The organism is Specibacter sp. AOP5-B1-6, from assembly GCF_052376555.1.
GTDB lineage: Bacteria > Actinomycetota > Actinomycetes > Actinomycetales > Micrococcaceae > Specibacter.
Genome location: NZ_JBQSVT010000001.1, coordinates 50,232 through 67,127 on the forward strand (window position 1 = coordinate 50,232; position 16,896 = coordinate 67,127).

A 16,896-nucleotide genomic window follows, 5' to 3' on the forward strand; every position below is an offset into this window, starting at 1 on the left:
CATTTTCCGGCGACCCTATCGCAGCATTTGCAGGAACGTCAGCCACTCGTCGAGCACGGGTTGGGACGGGAACAACGTTGTGCCGTGGTTGCGTCCGGGGAGTTCCACGAAGCGGGCATTGGCCATGAGTTCGGCGGCGCGCCGCGAATCCTCCCACCGGCCTGTGTCGGCGCTGCCGGCCATCAGCAGCGCAGGAGTCGTGATGGCGGCCAGTGCACTCTCGGGAACTGGCAGATCCGTCTCGGTCTGGGTGAAATAGGCCCGCAGCGCCAAGGCATCATTGGCCAGGAAAGCCGCACGGGTCTGGGCGTCCAGGGCTCGGCCCATGCGCGCCTCCCAGCCCTCGACAAAGCCGGGCATGCCGCCCGAACCGAGGGCGCCGTCGTACCCGGGGAAGAACAACTGACCGATGCTGCCCGGCTGGATCCGGTAGGTGCCGCCAAGCGTTGTCAGCGAGAGCAGGCGTTCGGGTGCCTCGACGGCCAGCGAGAAACCGATGCGGGCGCCCACCGAGTAGCCGCCGTAGTGGGCCTGCGGTGCACCGGCGGCGTCCAGCACGGCCAGGACATCGGCCACCAGCGTGCGCATGGCGTAGTCGGCGGGATCTTGGGGCTTGCCGCTGCGGCCGTGCCCGCGCAGGTCCATGGTGATGACGCGATGGTGCTTACGGAATGCCTTCGTGTAGCCAAATCCACGCCAAATGGCCTTGCTGAGGGCGCTTCCGTGGACAAGCATGATGGGCTCACCCTCCCCGACGCTGTCATAGGCGAGCTCGACGCCGTCGTGCGGGTTGTGTGTGACCGGCATGGTTGCGGTCCTTACCTTGTAGTGAACGGGGCACTCGCAGCCCTCCCAGAGATCGAGTTTGCAGTTGTTGGACGAAAAACGCCCTGAAAGCGCTTTCGCCGTCCAACAACTGCAAACTCGATGATAGGGGGCGGCGCGAACGTTACGAGCGGACGCGGGGGCGGAACAGCGCGATGGCGTCGCGCATGGCCTTGCGGGCGCGCTTGCGGTCCCCCGCTGCGTCGTAGGCGCAGGAAAGCCTGAACCATGACCGCCAGTCCTCGGGTGCCGCCTCGGCCTCAAGCTTGTACTTTTCAAATTCCGCGTCGGCGGCCCCGCGCACAATGCGGCCGCCGGGCGTGCGGGGCAGGTTGTCCTCGGGCAGGCCCCCTTCAGCCTCAAGGATCTTCGCCATTTGTTCGGTCCTGGCGCCAAACATGATTTCGCTTACCAGGGCCCACGCAGCAACGAACGGGATGACAAGGTAGGCGACGCCCAGAAGCTTGGCGATCCAGTCCGGGTCGGCAAGGAGCAGCACGGCCCGTTGCATCATGACAACCAGGTAAAACACCAGCAGGAGGGCGATCAAGGCCACCCAGATTTTGGTTTTGGTAATTTTCATTTTGGACACCGCCGCATTGGCCACGGTCCTAGCCTTCCAGATCCATGTAGCCGTCAAGGCCCACCGTCAGGCCCGGGCGGCTGCCCACCGTCCGAACGCCGAGCAGGACGCCGGGCATGAATGATTCGTGGTTGAAGGAGTCGTGCCGGATGGTCAGCGCCTCGCCGTGGCTGCCAAGGAGCACTTCCTGGTGGGCGACCAGCCCTGCCAGCCGGACGCTGTGCACGGGGATGCCGTCAACGGAGGCGCCGCGGGCGCCGTCGAGCTCGGTTTCTGTCGCATCCGGGGCCGGTGCCACTCCCGCCGCCGTGCGCGCTGCCGCCACCAGCTGGGCCGTGCGCAGCGCTGTCCCGGACGGCGCATCGACCTTGCGCGGGTGGTGCAGTTCAATGATTTCAACGGAGTCGAAATAGCGTGCGGCCTGGGCGGCAAAGCGGGTTGCCAGCACAGATCCGAGGGCAAAGTTCGGGGCGATCAGCACGCCCGTCTCCGGGTGCTTTGCCAGCAGTCCCTCAAGTGCGGCCAGCCGTGCAGCGTCCCAGCCGGTGGTCCCGACCACGGCATGGATGCCGTGGTCAACGGCAAACTGCACATTCGACTCGGTGGAATCCGGGACCGTCAGGTCAACAACGACCTGGGCGCCTCGCTCCACGAGCAGCTCCAACGGGTCATTGCGGCCCAGCGCCGCCACCAACTCCAGGTCCTTCGCGGCGTCGATGGCCGCCACGGCAGCCGTTCCCATTCGTCCCTTGGCGCCGAGCACGGCAACCTTCAGCATTTCACTCATGGGTTTAAGCCTACTGGTTTTCCGGAGCGGCCTGCTCCGGCATGCTGCCGGCCCCGACCCACTCGACGCTGCCGTCGGCGAAGAACTGTTCCTTCCAGATTGGCACCTCGGCCTTGATCCGTTCCACCAGGGCCGAACACAGCTCGAAGGCCTCCGCCCGGTGGGAGGACGCAACGGCGCAAACAAGGGCTGGTTCACCGATTTCCAGCGGCCCCACCCGGTGTGCCACCCAGACGCGCACGGGGTGGCCGTCGGGGTCCCGCGCACTGTCCAACAGCGAGCCAACCACGTCGTTGAGCACGCCGGTGGCAAGCGGGTGCGCACTGTAGGCCAGGCGCGCGACCTGCTTGCCGCCATCGTGGTTGCGCACCACGCCGCTGAAGCTGACCACGGCCCCGGCGGTGTCGGACTCCACGGCGGCGATGGCTGCGTCAACGGAGATGGGCTCGGCACTCAACCGTGCGCACACGACTTCGATGTTAGTGGCCATGGTGACCGGCCACCTGCTCGCAGAGGTGCTTGATGATCGGATCCAGCACGGCCAGCCCGTCCATGACGCCGGAGGGGGAACCCGGCAGGTTCACGATCACGGTGTGTCCGGCAAGGCCGGCATGGCCCCGGCTCAGGGCGGCCATCGGCGTTTTCGCCCGGCCGGCGGCACGGATCGCCTCCATGATTCCCGGGATTTCCCGGTCGATCAACGGCAGCGTCATGTCCGGGGTTTGGTCATCCGGGCTCAGGCCGGTGCCGCCGCTGGTAATGACGACGGCGGGACGTTGCGTCAGTACTGCCCGCAGCGCGGCCCCCACCGGGGCGCCGTCCGGCACGACGACGGGGGCCATGGGCTCGAAGCCGTGTTCACTGAGCCAGTCGGCGATGATGGGTCCGGTCTTGTCGTCGTAGACTCCCAGCGCAGCGCGGGTGGACGCGATGACGACGGCGCCGGCTCCCAGGGACGTGCCCGGTTCGCAGGCACTCATGCCGGCTGCCCGCCGTGGGCGGTGGCTCCGGTGGCGTCCGACCCGGCGGTTGGTTCCGGGCCGGCCACCCAGTCGCCGCTCTTGCCGCCGCTTTTGGCCAGCACCTTGATGCCGGAGATGACGGCGTGCTTGTCCACTGCCTTGATCATGTCGTACACGCTCAGGGCGGCAACCGAAACAGCCGTCAGCGCTTCCATTTCCACGCCCGTCACGCCGCGGGTTTTCACCGTGGCAAGCACCGTGACGGCGCTGTCGCCCAGTTCAAAGTCAACAGTGACCTTGGAGATGGGCAGGGGGTGGCACAAGGGAATGAGCTCGGAAGTTTTTTTGGCCCCCATGATGCCTGCCACCCGCGCCACGGCCAGCGCGTCGCCCTTGGGCAGCCCGCCGGAGCCCAGCAGTCTCATGACGTCCACTGTGGTGGAGACGGTGCCCGTGGCTGTGGCCTCGCGGGTGGTCGTGACCTTGTCGGAAACGTCCACCATGGCGGCGGTTCCATCGTGGCGCAAATGGGTCAGGGAAGGGGTGTCGGGAGTAGTCACAACAGCCATACTTCCACTTTTGCCCCGGCCTGCAATTCGGTGACGCCGGCCGGGATGTTGATGAGGGCGTTGGCATGCGCCAGGGCCCCCAACAAATGCGAGGACTCCCCGCCAATTTCACCGACCGATGGAGCGGATTCAAACTCCGGTCCCGAATAAATGCCGCGGCGGATCTGGTGCTTGCCCGGCGGTGATGTCATGGCCTGTTCCAGTGCGGCCACCACCACGCGGCGCTTTGCGGGGGCGCCCAGCAGTGCCGACAGTGCAGGGCGCAGGAAAATTTCAAACGACACGAACGCGCTGACCGGGTTTCCCGGGAAGCCAAGAAATGGCACGCCCCGGTAGGTGCCCAGTGCCTGCGGGCCGCCGGGCTGCAGCGCCACGGAGACAAACTCCATGGCGGCCTGGGACCCGGCGTTGGGGCCGCCCAGCGCCTGCCTGACAACCTCGAAGGCACCGGCACTGATGCCGCCCACCGAGATGACGAGGTCGACGTTGGGTTCGGGCACGCCGCCACCGGTCTGGACGCTGCCCACATGACCCTCCAAAAGCCGCAGCAGGGCACTGGGATCATCCCTGACAACGTAGGAGTGAACCACCTCGGCGCCGGCGTCGGCGAGACTGGCCCGGAGCAGCGCCTCGTTGGCATCAAAAATCATTCCCGGCGGCAGGCCGCCGACTGCCGCAGGGTCGCCGGGTGCCAACACTTCATCACCGGTTGTCAGCAGCAGCACCCGCGGTTTTCGCCGGACCGGCAGCTCGGTGCAGCCCAGGGCGGCGGCAAGCCCGGCATGGGCGGCATTGAGCAGGGTTCCGGCGGCCACAACCACCGAGCCGTGCTGCACATCGCTCCCCTGGGTTCGGACAAATTTGCCCGCAGCCGTGGCCGGCAGCACCACCATGTCCCCGGGCGCGGCGAACTGCGACGGCCGGGCCAGTTCAATGGGCACGACGGCGTTGGCTCCGGCCGGCAGCATGGCCCCTGTCATGATCGGGGGGGCATGACCGGGCGCCAGTTCGTCCGGAACGGCACCGGCGGCGATGGTCCCCGCCACCACGTAAGAGGTTGATTCCGCCAAATCAACTTTTTTGGATTGATGAGAATCCACCCGGATGGCGTAACCGTCCATCTGGGAGTTGGCAAAGGGTGGCAGGTCCACCGGTGCCACCAGGTCGGTGGTCAGCACACGCCCGGGTGACTGCGCCAGCGGCAGCTGCGTGCCGCCGTCGTCCATGACGGAGCCGGACAGCTCAGCCCAGCTCCGGCGCAATAGCTGCTCGACGGCCTCTTGGTGTTCGGCGACTGCTCTCCGCATGACTTCCTTCCGGCGGGCGCCGGGCGGCGCCCCGTTCCCAATCCTAGGCGAGTGCCGCCAAGTGCGCCCGTGAGTGCGGCTGAATTCCGTCGCTGCACGCCTGGGCCGTACACGGCAGCGGCACCGGGAATCCAATAATGGCGTAGCGTTGGGGCATGGAGACCAAACGCGTGACCCTGGGCATGCCGGAGGTGCGCCCCGCCCCCTCCGCCGCCGGAGCGCCGCGCCCGGGTGGTGCGGGCACGGGCCTGCTGGACCAGTTCGGCCGGGTGGCGACCGATATGCGGTTGTCGCTGACCGACAAATGCAATCTGCGTTGCACCTACTGCATGCCGGAGGCCGGCCTGGAATGGCTGAAGAAGGAAAAGCTCCTCACCGCGGCTGAAATCGTCCGGCTGGTGGGCCTTGGTGTCAACGCGCTGGGCGTGCGTGAACTGCGGCTGACCGGTGGGGAACCCCTGGTCCGCGCCGACCTGGTCGACATCATTGCCGCGTTGCGCCAAAACCACCCCGAGCTGCCCATCTCGCTGACCACCAATGGCGTGGGCCTGGCGAAAAAGGCGCAGGCGCTGGCCGACGCCGGCCTGACCCGGCTGAACGTCTCCATGGACACCCTGCACCACGACGCCTTTCTGCAACTCACCCGGCGGCCGTTCCTTGACCAGGTGCTCGCCGGCATCGAGGCCGCCGCAGCCGCGGGCCTGGCACCGGTGAAGATCAACGCCGTCCTGCTGCGCGGCATCAACGACGGACACGCGGCCGAACTGCTGCAATGGTCCCTTGACCGCGGCTACGAACTGCGCTTCATCGAACAAATGCCGCTGGACGCCGACCACGGCTGGACCCGCGACGGCATGATCACCGCCGCCGAAATCCGGGCACTGCTCAGCACCGGCTTCGAGCTCACCCCGGATCCGCGCGCCCGCGACGGCGCCCCCGCCGAACGTTTCGAGGTGCGCCACCCGGGCTCCGACACCCTATTGGGCACCGTGGGCATCATCGCCTCCGTGACCGAACCGTTCTGCGCCGACTGCCGCCGCACCCGCATCACCGCCGAAGGCAAGGTCATGAGCTGCCTCTTCTCCCGGACCGAGGTCGACCTGCTCGCCTTGCTGCGCTCCGGAACAACCAAGAACGACGACGACGCCGTCACCTCCCGCTGGCAGGACGCCATGTGGGCGAAACCGCGCGCCCACGGCATGGGCCACCCCGGATTGGGCGATGCCGACTTCGTGCAGCCCGACCGCAGCATGAGTGCCATCGGAGGATGACCATGTTCGTACGATTCTTTGCCGCCGCCGCAGCCGCCACGGGCGTTGAGGAGCAGGCCGTTGACCTCGCTGCCGTGGCAGGGTCCAGGCCGTATACGCTGGCGGACTTGTCCGAGCTGCTCGTCACGAGCTTTCCGGTCTCGGCCTCGGGCCACACTCCCCCGTTGGCCGAGATCCTGACCCGGTGCAGCTTTCTGCTCAACGAGGTATCCACCCGGGACCTGACGGCCACACTGAAGTCAGGTGACGTCGTCGACGTGCTGCCGCCGTTCGCCGGAGGGTAGCCTCCGCAGGCGGCGGGCCCAGCCGCTCACGAGACGGCCGGCGCCAGCGGGCCCAACGACAATGCCAGCAGTGCGCCGCGGCTCTGGACACCCGTTTTTCCGAAGATCGACTTGAAAACATCCTGGATCGTGTACCTGCTGATACCCATGTGGCGGGCCAGGGCGGCTGTGTCCGGCCCCGCCGCGCAGAGCTCCAACAACTGGGATTCCCGCGGGGTCAGGGCGAAGCTGCGCTCAAAGATCTCGATCCGTTCAGTGGGCAGGGCGTCCTGGATGGTGACGGCAATCGGCGCCGCGGCGCCGGCAACCCCCGTCGTCATCCTTGCCGCCGACACGGCTGCCCACACCCCGCCGCCCACATGGACGCGGGAACGGGCCGGATGGGTGTCGACGCCGCACTCCACCGCCAACAGTTGTGCAGCCGCATTCAGCACCTCTGCCGGCACTCCCTGGTTCGGGCGTGGTGCGCGCTGCAACAATTCAAGCCACGGGGCAGCTGAGGCGGTCTGGCTCATGACGGACAAGTCGTCGGCCAGGACCAAAACGGCCTGGCGGTGGCCGGCAGCTGATGCGCGGGCAGTTGATCCTCGGGCAGTTGATCCGCCAGGGGCGCCGCTGCGAAACTCCCGGGCGGAGCATGCCCGCAAGCCTGGGGCAATAACCGCCGCGATGGCGTCCAGCTGCTGCGCCTCGGCGAGGGAAAAGTCGGCCTGTCCCTGTCCCCGCCACAACTCCAGCCAGCCCCACAAGCCCCAGCGGTCGGCAAAAGCAACAGACAAGACGTCCACCACCCCATACCGGCACAACAGCGGCCACAGGGCACTGCGGCCGGGTTCATCGCCCGTCGCCTGCTTCAAGGACACCGCCCGCGACGGATTGATGGGCAGTGTTGTCCATCTGTTGACGGCCGTCCGGTACCTCAGCGAGATCAAGGCGGGCAGCTCCCCTGCGAACGGCCCCTGGGCCATCGGCGCAACACCAACGGTCGTGACAGGGTCCGCCAGCGGCCAGACCCAGGCATCATGGCCAACGACGGCATGTAGCTCGCCCAGCACGCCGGAGCGGTAGGTGTGGCTGTCCAGGCCGGCATCCCCCAGTGCTTCGACCCGGTCCAGGCAGCGGCGCAGGGCCCATTCGCTGGTCATGCCTCAAGTATGCGCCCATTGCCCGCCCCGCACGGGGCGGCGGTGCCCCAGATTTATGGGATGTTTCCTGGCGGCCCGGAGACTTAAAGTCAAGGCATCAGTTTCCACGAAAGGACAGGGCAATGTTTACCTTGCAGCTTGAACACGGCATCAAGGACTTTGGGATGTGGAAGGGCGCTTACGACGCCGATCCGCTGGGGCGGACGGCTTCCGGCGTACTGGCAGAAAGGGTGTTCCGGCCCGTGGGCGAGGAGCACTATGTGGTGCTTGACCTGGATTTCGCCACGGCCGGCGAGGCGGAGCAGTTCCTTGCCCGGTTGAAGGCCCAGGTGTGGTCCACCGCGAGCGTTTCTCCGGCACTGGCCGGCGGGCCCAAGTCCCGGGTGGTTGAACAACTCCCCTAAAGCAACCTGACGCCACCCGATGCAACTGGCCCGCAGCTGTGGTCGTAAAACACGTGATTTAACGGTGTTTTACAGCCACAACTGCGGGCCAGATGTAAAAGAGGTTAGAGGCCGAAGGTTTCGGATTCCTCAAACGGGCCGACAACCGTGATGGTGCGCGGCGAGCCGGCCAACTCGCGGGCCAGGTCCTGAACCTCCGCGGCCGTGACCCTGCGGATCCGGTCGAGGGACTCGTCGATGTCCAGGAATTCGCCCGTGACCAGTTCGGCCCGGCCCAGGCGTGACATGCGGGAGCCGCTGTCCTCAAGTGCCAACACGATGCCGCCGGCCAGCTGTCCCAGCGCCTTGGCCAGCTCATCGTCGGTGACGCCGCGCTCGGCCAGTTTTTCAAGTTCAGCTTCCAGCAGGCCAATGACCTGACCCACCTTGGCCGGAGCACAGCCGGCGTACATGCCGAAGTAGCCGGTGTCGGCATAGGAGGAGGCGAAGGAATACGTGGAGTACACCAGTCCGCGCTTTTCCCGGATTTCCTGGAACAGGCGCGATGACATGCCGCCGCCAAGAATGGAGTTCAGCACGCTCATGACGTAGCGGCGTGGGTCTGTGGCGCGCAGTGACGGGCAGCCGAGGATGATGTTGGCTTGTTCGACCTGGCGCTTGACCACGTGCAATCCGGCGGTTCCGCTCACGTCGACGGGCTTGCTGGAGCGCCGCGGGGCAGGGGCAACGCCGTCGTCCAGGGACCAGCTGGCGGTGTGCAGCGCCTCAAGCACCTGGCCGCACACCTCGTCGTGGTCAAGACCGCCGGCGGCGGTGATGACAAGCGTTTCGGGCCGGTAGTGCTTTTGGTAATGCGCCCACACGGATTCGCGGGGCACAGCCTTGATGGCCTCGGGGGTGCCCCCGATGGGGCGGCCCAGGGCGTGGCCGCCCAGAACGGCCGCAACAAAATTCTCATGGGCAACATCGGTGGGGTCGTCGCCGTCCATGGCGATTTCCTCCAGGATGACGTCGCGCTCCTGCTCCAGCTCGGCCGGGTCAATCACGGCTGAGGTGACCATGTCGGCGATGACGTCGATAGCCATGGGCAGGTCGGTGTCCAGCACGCGTGCGTAGTAGCAGGTGCTTTCCTTGGCCGTCGCAGCGTTGGATTCCCCGCCAACCTCGTCAAAGGCGGACGCAATTTCCAACGCCGTGCGGCGTTTGGTGCCCTTGAACAGCAGGTGCTCAAGGAAATGGGTTGAGCCGTGTTGGCCCTCGGTTTCATCCCGAGAGCCAACACCAACCCAGAACCCGATTGTCGCACTGCGCTGTCCGGGCATGGCCTCGGTGAGGACCCGCACGCCCCCGGGCAGGACCGAGCGGCGCACGACGGCGCCGCCGGTCTGGCCCGAGATGACGGTGGAGCCGCTGCCGTTCAGGCCGTCAGCAGCGCTTAATAGCGGCAAAAGGGTGATCGCCATGAATTATTCAGCAGCGCTTTCGGCAGCTACTTCTTCGGTGGCGTTCTCTTCGTCGGCAACAACCGGCGAGAGGGAGAGCTTGCCGCGGTCGTCGATCTTGGTGATTTCCACCTGGATCTTCTGGCCGACGGAAACCACGTCATCCACGTTGTCCACGCGCTTGCCGTTGGCCAGCTTGCGGAGCTCGGAGATGTGCAGCAGACCATCCTTGCCCGGTGTGAGCGAGATGAACGCACCGAACGTGGTGGTCTTGACAACTGTGCCCAGGTAACGCTCGCCAATTTCAGGGATCTGAGGGTTGGCGATGGCGTTGATCGCTGAACGAGCGGCGTCAGCTGACGGTCCGTTCGTTGCACCGATGTAGACCGTGCCGTCATCTTCAATGGAGATGTCAGCGCCGGTGTCTTCCTGGATCTGGTTGATCATCTTGCCCTTCGGCCCAATGACCTCGCCGATCTTGTCAACGGGGATCTTGACCGCGATGACGCGGGGCGCGAACTCGGAGAGCTCGTCCGGGACGTCGATGGCGCTGGTCAGGACGGACAGGATGTGCAGGCGTGCTTCGCGTGCCTGCTTCAGGGCGGCAGCCAAAACGGAGGCCGGGATGCCATCGAGCTTCGTGTCCAGCTGGATGGCTGTGACGAACTCGGCGGTACCGGCAACCTTGAAGTCCATGTCGCCGAAGGCATCTTCGGCGCCGAGGATGTCAGTCAGGGCGGCGTAGCGGGTCTGGCCGTCAACCTGGTCGGAGACCAGGCCCATGGCGATGCCTGCAACAGCAGCCTTCAATGGCACACCGGCGTTGAGCAGCGACAGGGTCGATGCACATACGGAACCCATGGAGGTTGAGCCGTTGGAGCTCAAAGCCTCGGAGACCTGGCGGATGGCGTAGGGGAATTCTTCACGCGACGGCAGTACGGGCATGATGGCCCGCTCGGCCAGGGCACCGTGGCCGATTTCGCGGCGCTTGGGCGAACCCACGCGGCCGGTTTCACCGGTGGAGTACGGCGGGAAGTTGTAGTTGTGCATGTAGCGCTTGCGCGTTACCGGGCTCAGCGAGTCGATCTGCTGTTCCATCTTGAGCATGTTCAACGTGGTGACACCCAGGATCTGGGTTTCGCCGCGTTCGAAGATGGCCGAACCGTGCACGCGGGGCAGGACTTCAACTTCAGCGGTGAGCTGGCGGATGTCCGTCAGGCCACGGCCGTCGATGCGGACCTGCTCGGTGAGGATGCGCTGGCGGATGACCTGCTTGGTCACGGAGCGGAAAGCTGCGGAGAGCTCCTTCTCGCGGCCAGCGAAGTCGGACGCCAACGCGGCAACCGTCTCATCCTTCAAGGCGTCGGAGGCGTTGTCGCGTTCCTGCTTGTCGGCGATCGAGAACACGGCTGCCAGCTTGGTCGCTGAAGCCTTCTCGACGGCGTTGTAGGCGTCATCCTGGTAGTCAAGGAAAACGGGGAATTCGACCGTGGGCTTGGCTGCGCGGGCGGCCAGGTCGGCCTGTGCTTCACACAGTGCCTTGATGAACGGCTTGGCAGCTTCCAGACCCTCTGAAACGATCTCTTCGGTGGGGGCCTGGTGGCCCTGTTCCTTGATGAGCTTCCAGGAGTTCTCGGTTGCTTCGGCTTCCACCATCATGATGGCAACGTCGTCACCGGCAATCTTGCCGGCAACAACCATGTTGAACACGGCGTTTTCCAGCTCGGAGTGCTTCGGGAAGGCTACCCACTGCGGGCCCTGGCCGTCGTCGATCAGTGCAACGCGAACGCCGCCGATCGGGCCGGAGAACGGCAGTCCGGAGAGCTGGGTCGACATGGAGGAGGCGTTGATGGCCACCACGTCGTACAGCACGTCGGGGTTGATCGCCAGAACGGTGACAACAACCTGCACTTCGTTGCGCAGGCCCTTGACGAATGCCGGGCGCAGCGGGCGGTCCATCAAGCGGCAGGCCAGGATGGCCTCGGTTGAGGGGCGGCCTTCGCGGCGGAAGAAGCTGCCCGGGATGCGGCCGGCGGCGTACATGCGCTCTTCCACATCAACTGTCAGCGGGAAGAAGTCAAAACCTTCACGCGGGTGCTTGCCGGCCGTGGTGGCTGACAGCAATACGGTGTCTTCGTCAATGTAGACCATGGCAGCACCTGCTGCCTGCTGGGCAAGGCGTCCGGTTTCAAAGCGGATAACGCGCTTGCCGTAGCGGCCGTTGTCAATGACGGCCTCTGAATACTGAATCTCGGGACCCTCCATATGAGAGTCACCTCCATTTCCTGGTAGATGTTCATCTTTTGAACCCCTGCCAAGGAGCGGCACCGCACACTCTTCCCAGGATCACCACCGGATTGTGCTGTGGCTCTCTGTACAACACCCGGTCTTCGATCGAGGCCCACGGGCGTGAAGCGTCAATTGCTTCTTCCCGGAGGCCACTACCGAGGACCGCGAGTGCGTGAATGCGTCGGTTGCGCCCTTGTCCTGCAGGGGTGCGTGCCGGGCACCAAGGCGTCCGGCACAATTCTCACAATATAAGTTTCCTACACTGTGAAAGGCGGCCTTCCAACACCGGGGACACGAGGTCCCGGCGCAAGGAAGGCCGCCTTGTTCACAGACTAGCGGCGCAGGCCGAGGCGCTCGATGAGCGTACGGTAGCGGGCGATGTCGGTGTCCTTGAGGTACCCAAGCAAACGACGACGGCGACCAACCAGGCCCATGAGGCCGCGGCGGGTGTGGTGGTCATGCTTGTGCATCTTCAGGTGCTCGGTCAGGTCGGTGATGCGTCGTGAGAGCATCGCCACCTGAACCTCGGGCGAACCGGTGTCGCCTTCGCTGGTTGCGAAAGCCTGCATGATTTCTTGCTTTACAGCGGCGTCTAATGCCACAAGTAACTCCTTGAATGTGCCGTGAACATGTTGAACTGCACCGAATCAATTTCTTGACCAAACACAGTTGAACCCAGCCACCACGGACTGCAGCCGGATTCCACCTTTCAGTTTAGTGCAGGAGGAGAGCATCTGTCGAAGCGGGTGAGAAACAACTCACTGTCCCGCACTCCCTGCGGCCCCGTCCGCTTGATCCGGCCTCCCGCTTGAGGCACTGCCGGCTTCAACCAAGAATGCTGCGGCTGTCCGTGACGTCGTGGTGCATTTGCTCGATGAGTGCTTCGCGCCCCGTGTAGGCGACCATGCCGCGCAGTCTGCGCACAAATTCCACCACCACATGCTGGCCGTACAGGTTGAAGGCCTCCACCGGCTCTTCCGGCCTGTCAATCACATAGGCCTCGACCTGCCGGCTCACGCCCACAAAGGTGGGATTTGAGCCCACGGAAATGGCGGCCGGCCAGCGGTGCCCGTGCGTGTCCGTCAGCCAGCCGGCGTAGACGCCGTCGGCCGGGATGATCCCGCAGGCGTCGGGTGACAGGTTCGCCGTCGGAAAGCCAAGTTCACGCCCGCGGGCAGCGCCGTGCACCACTTCCCCGCTCATGGTGTGCGAACGGCCCAGCACCTGGGCGGCCATGTCGACGTCGCCCTTGTGCAGGGCCTCGCGCACCCAGGTTGAGGACCAGCGGCGGTCGTGGCCTTCGTCGTTGACAACGACGACGTCGAAGCCCAGGTCCGCGCCCAGGTCCACCATGGTGGTGAGGTCGCCTGTGTTGCCGTGGCCGAACCTGACGTCGTGGCCCACCACGACGGCGCAGGCTCCCAGCGTGTCAACAAACACGCTGCGCACGAACTCCTCGGGGGTTTGCTGGGCAAATTCCAGGGTGTAGGGCAGGACCAGTACGCCGTCCAGGCCAAGGCCGGCCATGGCCGCGAGTTTGTCGGGCAGACCCATGATCTGCTCGGGGGCCGACTCGGGCCGGTGGACGAGTGCCGGGTGCGGGTCGAAGGTCAGTGCCACGGACAGGGCGCCCCGGGCTGAGGCCTCGGCACGGACCTGGGACAGAACTTCCTGGTGTCCGCGGTGCAGCCCGTCGAAGTTGCCCAGGGTGACCACGCAGGGGCCGAAGTTCGGGGGAACTTCCGCCAATGAGTTCCAAATCTGCACTACTTTTCCTCATCCAATTCGTCGCTTGCGCGTGGTGTCCTGCGCCTGGTCGGTTCCGGGCCGTGCCCGTTGGGCCGGCCGGGGCCCCTCCAAGATTACCTGTTGACAGGCTCCGGGCCGTTCCAGGGCTGCGAGGGCAACTGTTCGTCGCCTGCAGCCAGGGAGAGGATCCACCGGTCGGCGGGGGTGCCGCGGTCGTTGTAGTCACCGCGGATCTCGCCGTCAAAGGTGAAACCCAGCTTCCAGGCGAGTTTGCGGCTGCCCCAGTTGGGGACGAGCGCGTGCCAGTGCACATAGCTCAGGTTCAGCTGGTTGAACGCATAGTCAAGGAGGAGCCGGATGGCGGCCTGCGCGGCGCCGGTGCCGCGGGCGTGCTCGCCAAAGTTGATGCCGATGGAGGCCGCACCCGGGTGTTTGCATTGCAGGTCCACCGTACCCAGCAGGCCATCCGTCGCGGAGTCCGCCACGGCGAATGTCAGGGTCTCCCCCGTGGCCCAGCCCTGCGGGGTGAGCGTGTTGATGAAGTACTCGGCGTGTTCCATCGTGTAATTCAACGGCACCGTGGTCCAACGCACGGACTCGGGGTTGCGGCAGTTTTCCACCAGTTGTGCGGCGTCGGCCATGGTCAGTGCCCGGAGCACAACCGCGGCGTCACGCAGGGTCGGCACCACCGGGGCCACGTCCAGCGGCGCAGCGTCCAGGGCTGCCCCATCCAACGGCACAGCGGCCAAGGGCACAGCGTCCACAGTTGCGGGGCTCGGCGCCCGATCCCTGCTCTCCCACTGCCGGGCCGTTTGGCTGAACACAACGCCGTCGGCGACCTGGCCGTCAACGTGGCCGTAGCCGGGGATTTCGGCGGCCGGCACAAAGCCGCAGCGCCGGGCGAGGGAGATGCTGGCATCGTTGCCGGAGGTGCAGCGCCAATGCAGGATTTCAAGCCGCAGATTTCCAAAGGCGTATCCGCACAGCAGCTCGATGGCGCGTTGGGCGCAGCCGGTCCCGCGCCCGGGCGGCAGCATCTTGATGCCGACGGCGGCCGACCCGCCGGACGTCGTGGAAAAGACATCTTGCAGGCTCAGGGTTCCGACAACCTCGTCAACACCCTGCACCTGTTCAACAATGGCGAAGCGCAGGCTGCTCCCGGTCTCCCAACCGGCGGCAATCGAGCCGTCGATCAACTCGGCGGCCCGGGCGTCGTCCATGTCCGCCATCGACGCCGCCCACTTGACGTTGAGCGGGTCCCGGTGGATCGCGGCAAAGGCCTGTGCGTCGTCCGCTGTGAGCCGGCGCAGGGAGGTGACTCCGTCGCTCAGGGTGGGGTTCGACGTCGTCCGTTCCGCCGTGTTCACTTGGTCTCCCGGTGGCGGTAGAGCCAGATCAGGCCAATGATGGGCAGCAGCAGCGGGATGTAGCCGTACCCCTTGCCAAACATGCTCCACACTGTGGCGTGCGGGAACGCGGCCGGGTCAAACACGCTCAGGGCGCCAATGACGAGCACCCCGGCCAGCTCGATGCAGATGGCAATGGTGGCTGTCAGCGCCCACGTGGCGCCCGGCTTGGCCAGCGACACCGTGGCCACGATGTACACGACGGCGGCAAAGGCCGAGAGCAGGTAGGCGACGGGGGCCTCGGCAAATTGGGTGGCAATTTGGAAGCCGGCGCGGGCTGTGGCCGAGATGGCAAAGACCGCGTAGACAGTGATCAGCAGCCGGCCGGCACCGGTGGTTCGTCCCTGCGGGGCCTCTTGCGGGGCGGTGTCGGGGGTTCTCATAATCCAATTCCTAGTTGCAGTGGGGCTGACGCCTGAATGGCGCCCGTGCCATACCAAATTTGAGCCATGCGGGCCAGCATTACAACAACTGTGATGCCCACAGCGCTCATGACGTAGTTGGACCAGTAGGTGCGTTCCATCATGGCCCAGTAGAACCCGGCCACGGGAAGCATGGCGGCCGTAAACATATAGCCCCAAAACTCCCACGCCTCACCGGCCAGCTGCTGCCCGCCTGCCAGCCTGACGACTGAGCCAATGGCGTAGGCCACCACGAAAAGTTCGACGGCGATCAGTGCCAGCAACGTGATGTCGTTGGGTTTCTTCTTCATCACCGCGGCAACGACGCACACGATGGTCGAGGCGAGGCCCACGACGGCGCCGATGACAAACCAGGCGTCGAGCGTCACTTGGCGGACTCCTCGGCGGCGTCGGTGGTGTTGGTCGCAGCGGGGGCGGGGTCCGACGGGAACACCAGGACCGGTTTGGCGTACCTTCCGGCGTCGGACAGCAGGGCCACAAGCGTGCCGTCAGGGGCAAAGGCCGCGGCCGGATCGGCGAGCGTGTGGCCGCCGTCGGCGCTGGCGGGGATGCGCCGGCCGAAGGAAAGCTCAACGGCTTCGGCCGCGCTGAGTTCACGCACCGGCATCAAGGCACGGGCTGCGTCGGCGATGTCCAGGACATGCAGATTTTCGGCCAGTTCCTCGAGGGTGCGGGCCTGGTCGAGGTTGTACGGTCCGACACTGCTGCGGCGCAGTGCCGTGAGGTGGCCGCCGACGCCGAGTCCGGCACCGAGGTCCCGTGCCAACGCCCGGATGTAGGTTCCCGAGGAACAACGCACGGTGACATCGACATCCACGTAAGTGACGGCGTCGGAAGCGACAGCGTCGGAGGTCATGCTGTCGGATGTGTCGGCGTCGATTTTGTCCTGGTCCGCCGGCGCTTGCGGCTGAAGCGTGCCGCGGCGGATGGCGTGCACCCCAAAGGTATGGATGGTGACCGGCCGGGGGGCCAATTTGACGTCTTCTCCCGAGCGGACGCGCGCATAGGCCCTCTCGCCGTTGACCTTGATGGCACTGACGCTGCTGGGCACCTGCTCGATGGGGCCGCGCAGCTTGGCGATGCCCGCCTCGATGGCCTCATCCGTGACTCCGTCGGCGGGTTCGGTGTGGGTCACCTCGCCCTCGGCGTCGTCGGTGACGGTGGTGGAGCCGAGGCGGATCGTCGCCTCATAGGTCTTGGAGGTGCCGACAATGTAAGTCAGGAGGCGCGTGGCCTTGTTGATCCCCACCACCAGAACGCCGGTTGCCATGGGGTCAAGGGTGCCTGCGTGACCAACTTTTCGGGTCCCTGCCAGCCTTCGCATCCGGGCGACCACATCGTGGCTGGTCCATCCCTGCGGTTTGTCTACGATTACAAGTCCAGAAAGCACGCTTTGAAGTATATCCGCACCGGGGCACTGTGCATGCCCGCCGGGGAACCCGCATGGTGAG

At 65.7% G+C, this 16,896-nt stretch carries 19 protein-coding genes; 3 read left to right on the forward strand and 16 right to left on the reverse strand.

Annotated features, from left to right (window positions below):
* Positions 1-15: 15 nt before the first annotated feature.
* The 7 genes from ACT3TS_RS00255 to ACT3TS_RS00285 form a co-directional block, all read right to left on the reverse strand.
* The gene (locus ACT3TS_RS00255) at positions 16-807 is read right to left on the reverse strand and encodes an alpha/beta fold hydrolase (protein WP_444529487.1); all 792 of its coding nucleotides are present in this window, start codon (positions 805-807) and stop codon (positions 16-18) included.
* Positions 808-949: 142 nt separating this feature from the next.
* Complete coding sequence (locus ACT3TS_RS00260) at positions 950-1,408, reverse strand: hypothetical protein (RefSeq protein ID WP_444529488.1); 459 nt, start codon at positions 1,406-1,408, stop codon at positions 950-952.
* A gap of 28 nt (positions 1,409-1,436) precedes the next feature.
* Positions 1,437-2,195 (reverse strand): 4-hydroxy-tetrahydrodipicolinate reductase, encoded by a 759-nt coding sequence (gene dapB / locus ACT3TS_RS00265; RefSeq protein ID WP_444529489.1) that lies wholly within the window; start codon positions 2,193-2,195, stop codon positions 1,437-1,439.
* A 10-nt stretch (positions 2,196-2,205) separates the two neighbouring features.
* Entirely contained in the window at positions 2,206-2,685 is a 480-nt protein-coding gene (locus ACT3TS_RS00270; RefSeq protein ID WP_444529490.1) for a molybdenum cofactor biosynthesis protein MoaE, read from the reverse strand.
* The gene (locus tag ACT3TS_RS00275) at positions 2,675-3,175 is read right to left on the reverse strand and encodes a MogA/MoaB family molybdenum cofactor biosynthesis protein (RefSeq protein ID WP_444529491.1); all 501 of its coding nucleotides are present in this window, start codon (positions 3,173-3,175) and stop codon (positions 2,675-2,677) included. The genes ACT3TS_RS00270 and ACT3TS_RS00275 overlap by 11 nt, the downstream gene beginning before the upstream one ends.
* Entirely contained in the window at positions 3,172-3,726 is a 555-nt protein-coding gene (gene moaC / locus ACT3TS_RS00280; RefSeq protein ID WP_444529492.1) for a cyclic pyranopterin monophosphate synthase MoaC, read from the reverse strand. The genes ACT3TS_RS00275 and moaC overlap by 4 nt, the downstream gene beginning before the upstream one ends.
* On the reverse strand, positions 3,714-5,033 hold the full coding sequence (locus ACT3TS_RS00285; protein ID WP_444529493.1) for a molybdopterin molybdotransferase MoeA: 1,320 nt from the start codon (positions 5,031-5,033) through the stop codon (positions 3,714-3,716). The genes moaC and ACT3TS_RS00285 overlap by 13 nt, the downstream gene beginning before the upstream one ends.
* A gap of 182 nt (positions 5,034-5,215) precedes the next feature.
* Here ACT3TS_RS00285 and moaA point away from each other — a divergent pair, with 182 nt between their 5' ends.
* Positions 5,216-6,304 (forward strand): GTP 3',8-cyclase MoaA, encoded by a 1,089-nt coding sequence (gene moaA, locus ACT3TS_RS00290; protein WP_444529628.1) that lies wholly within the window; start codon positions 5,216-5,218, stop codon positions 6,302-6,304.
* Positions 6,305-6,306: 2 nt separating this feature from the next.
* Complete coding sequence (locus ACT3TS_RS00295; RefSeq protein ID WP_444529494.1) at positions 6,307-6,588, forward strand: MoaD/ThiS family protein; 282 nt, start codon at positions 6,307-6,309, stop codon at positions 6,586-6,588.
* 26 nt (positions 6,589-6,614) lie between these two features.
* On the opposite strand, the gene ACT3TS_RS00300 is transcribed toward ACT3TS_RS00295, so the two are convergent.
* On the reverse strand, positions 6,615-7,733 hold the full coding sequence (locus ACT3TS_RS00300) for a helix-turn-helix transcriptional regulator (protein ID WP_444529495.1): 1,119 nt from the start codon (positions 7,731-7,733) through the stop codon (positions 6,615-6,617).
* A gap of 122 nt (positions 7,734-7,855) precedes the next feature.
* On the opposite strand from ACT3TS_RS00300, the gene ACT3TS_RS00305 reads away from it, so the two are divergent.
* Positions 7,856-8,137 carry a hypothetical protein gene (locus tag ACT3TS_RS00305; RefSeq protein WP_444529496.1) on the forward strand — a complete coding sequence of 94 codons (282 nt, stop codon included), beginning with the start codon at positions 7,856-7,858 and terminating at the stop codon, positions 8,135-8,137.
* Positions 8,138-8,241: 104 nt separating this feature from the next.
* Here ACT3TS_RS00305 and ACT3TS_RS00310 read toward each other — a convergent pair whose 3' ends face one another.
* The 8 genes from ACT3TS_RS00310 to truB all read right to left on the reverse strand — a co-directional run bounded on the left by ACT3TS_RS00310 (position 8,242) and on the right by truB (position 16,835).
* Positions 8,242-9,600, reverse strand: coding sequence for a M16 family metallopeptidase (locus tag ACT3TS_RS00310; protein WP_444529497.1), 1,359 nt, complete (start codon positions 9,598-9,600; stop codon positions 8,242-8,244).
* A gap of 3 nt (positions 9,601-9,603) precedes the next feature.
* Positions 9,604-11,844, reverse strand: coding sequence for a polyribonucleotide nucleotidyltransferase (locus ACT3TS_RS00315; protein ID WP_444529498.1), 2,241 nt, complete (start codon positions 11,842-11,844; stop codon positions 9,604-9,606).
* 356 nt (positions 11,845-12,200) lie between these two features.
* Positions 12,201-12,470: a 30S ribosomal protein S15 gene (rpsO, locus tag ACT3TS_RS00320; RefSeq protein WP_444529499.1), complete on the reverse strand. Its 270-nt coding sequence runs from the start codon at positions 12,468-12,470 to the stop codon at positions 12,201-12,203.
* A 223-nt stretch (positions 12,471-12,693) separates the two neighbouring features.
* On the reverse strand, positions 12,694-13,635 hold the full coding sequence (locus ACT3TS_RS00325) for a bifunctional riboflavin kinase/FAD synthetase (protein ID WP_444529500.1): 942 nt from the start codon (positions 13,633-13,635) through the stop codon (positions 12,694-12,696).
* A 95-nt stretch (positions 13,636-13,730) separates the two neighbouring features.
* The gene (locus tag ACT3TS_RS00330) at positions 13,731-14,984 is read right to left on the reverse strand and encodes a GNAT family N-acetyltransferase (RefSeq protein ID WP_444529501.1); all 1,254 of its coding nucleotides are present in this window, start codon (positions 14,982-14,984) and stop codon (positions 13,731-13,733) included.
* Positions 14,981-15,406: a hypothetical protein gene (locus ACT3TS_RS00335; RefSeq protein WP_444529502.1), complete on the reverse strand. Its 426-nt coding sequence runs from the start codon at positions 15,404-15,406 to the stop codon at positions 14,981-14,983. Before ACT3TS_RS00335 ends, ACT3TS_RS00330 begins: the two co-directional genes overlap by 4 nt.
* Positions 15,403-15,813 (reverse strand): hypothetical protein, encoded by a 411-nt coding sequence (locus ACT3TS_RS00340; RefSeq protein ID WP_444529503.1) that lies wholly within the window; start codon positions 15,811-15,813, stop codon positions 15,403-15,405. The genes ACT3TS_RS00335 and ACT3TS_RS00340 overlap by 4 nt, the downstream gene beginning before the upstream one ends.
* On the reverse strand, positions 15,810-16,835 hold the full coding sequence (gene truB, locus ACT3TS_RS00345) for a tRNA pseudouridine(55) synthase TruB (protein WP_444529504.1): 1,026 nt from the start codon (positions 16,833-16,835) through the stop codon (positions 15,810-15,812). Before truB ends, ACT3TS_RS00340 begins: the two co-directional genes overlap by 4 nt.
* Between the last annotated feature and the right edge of the window lie 61 nt (positions 16,836-16,896).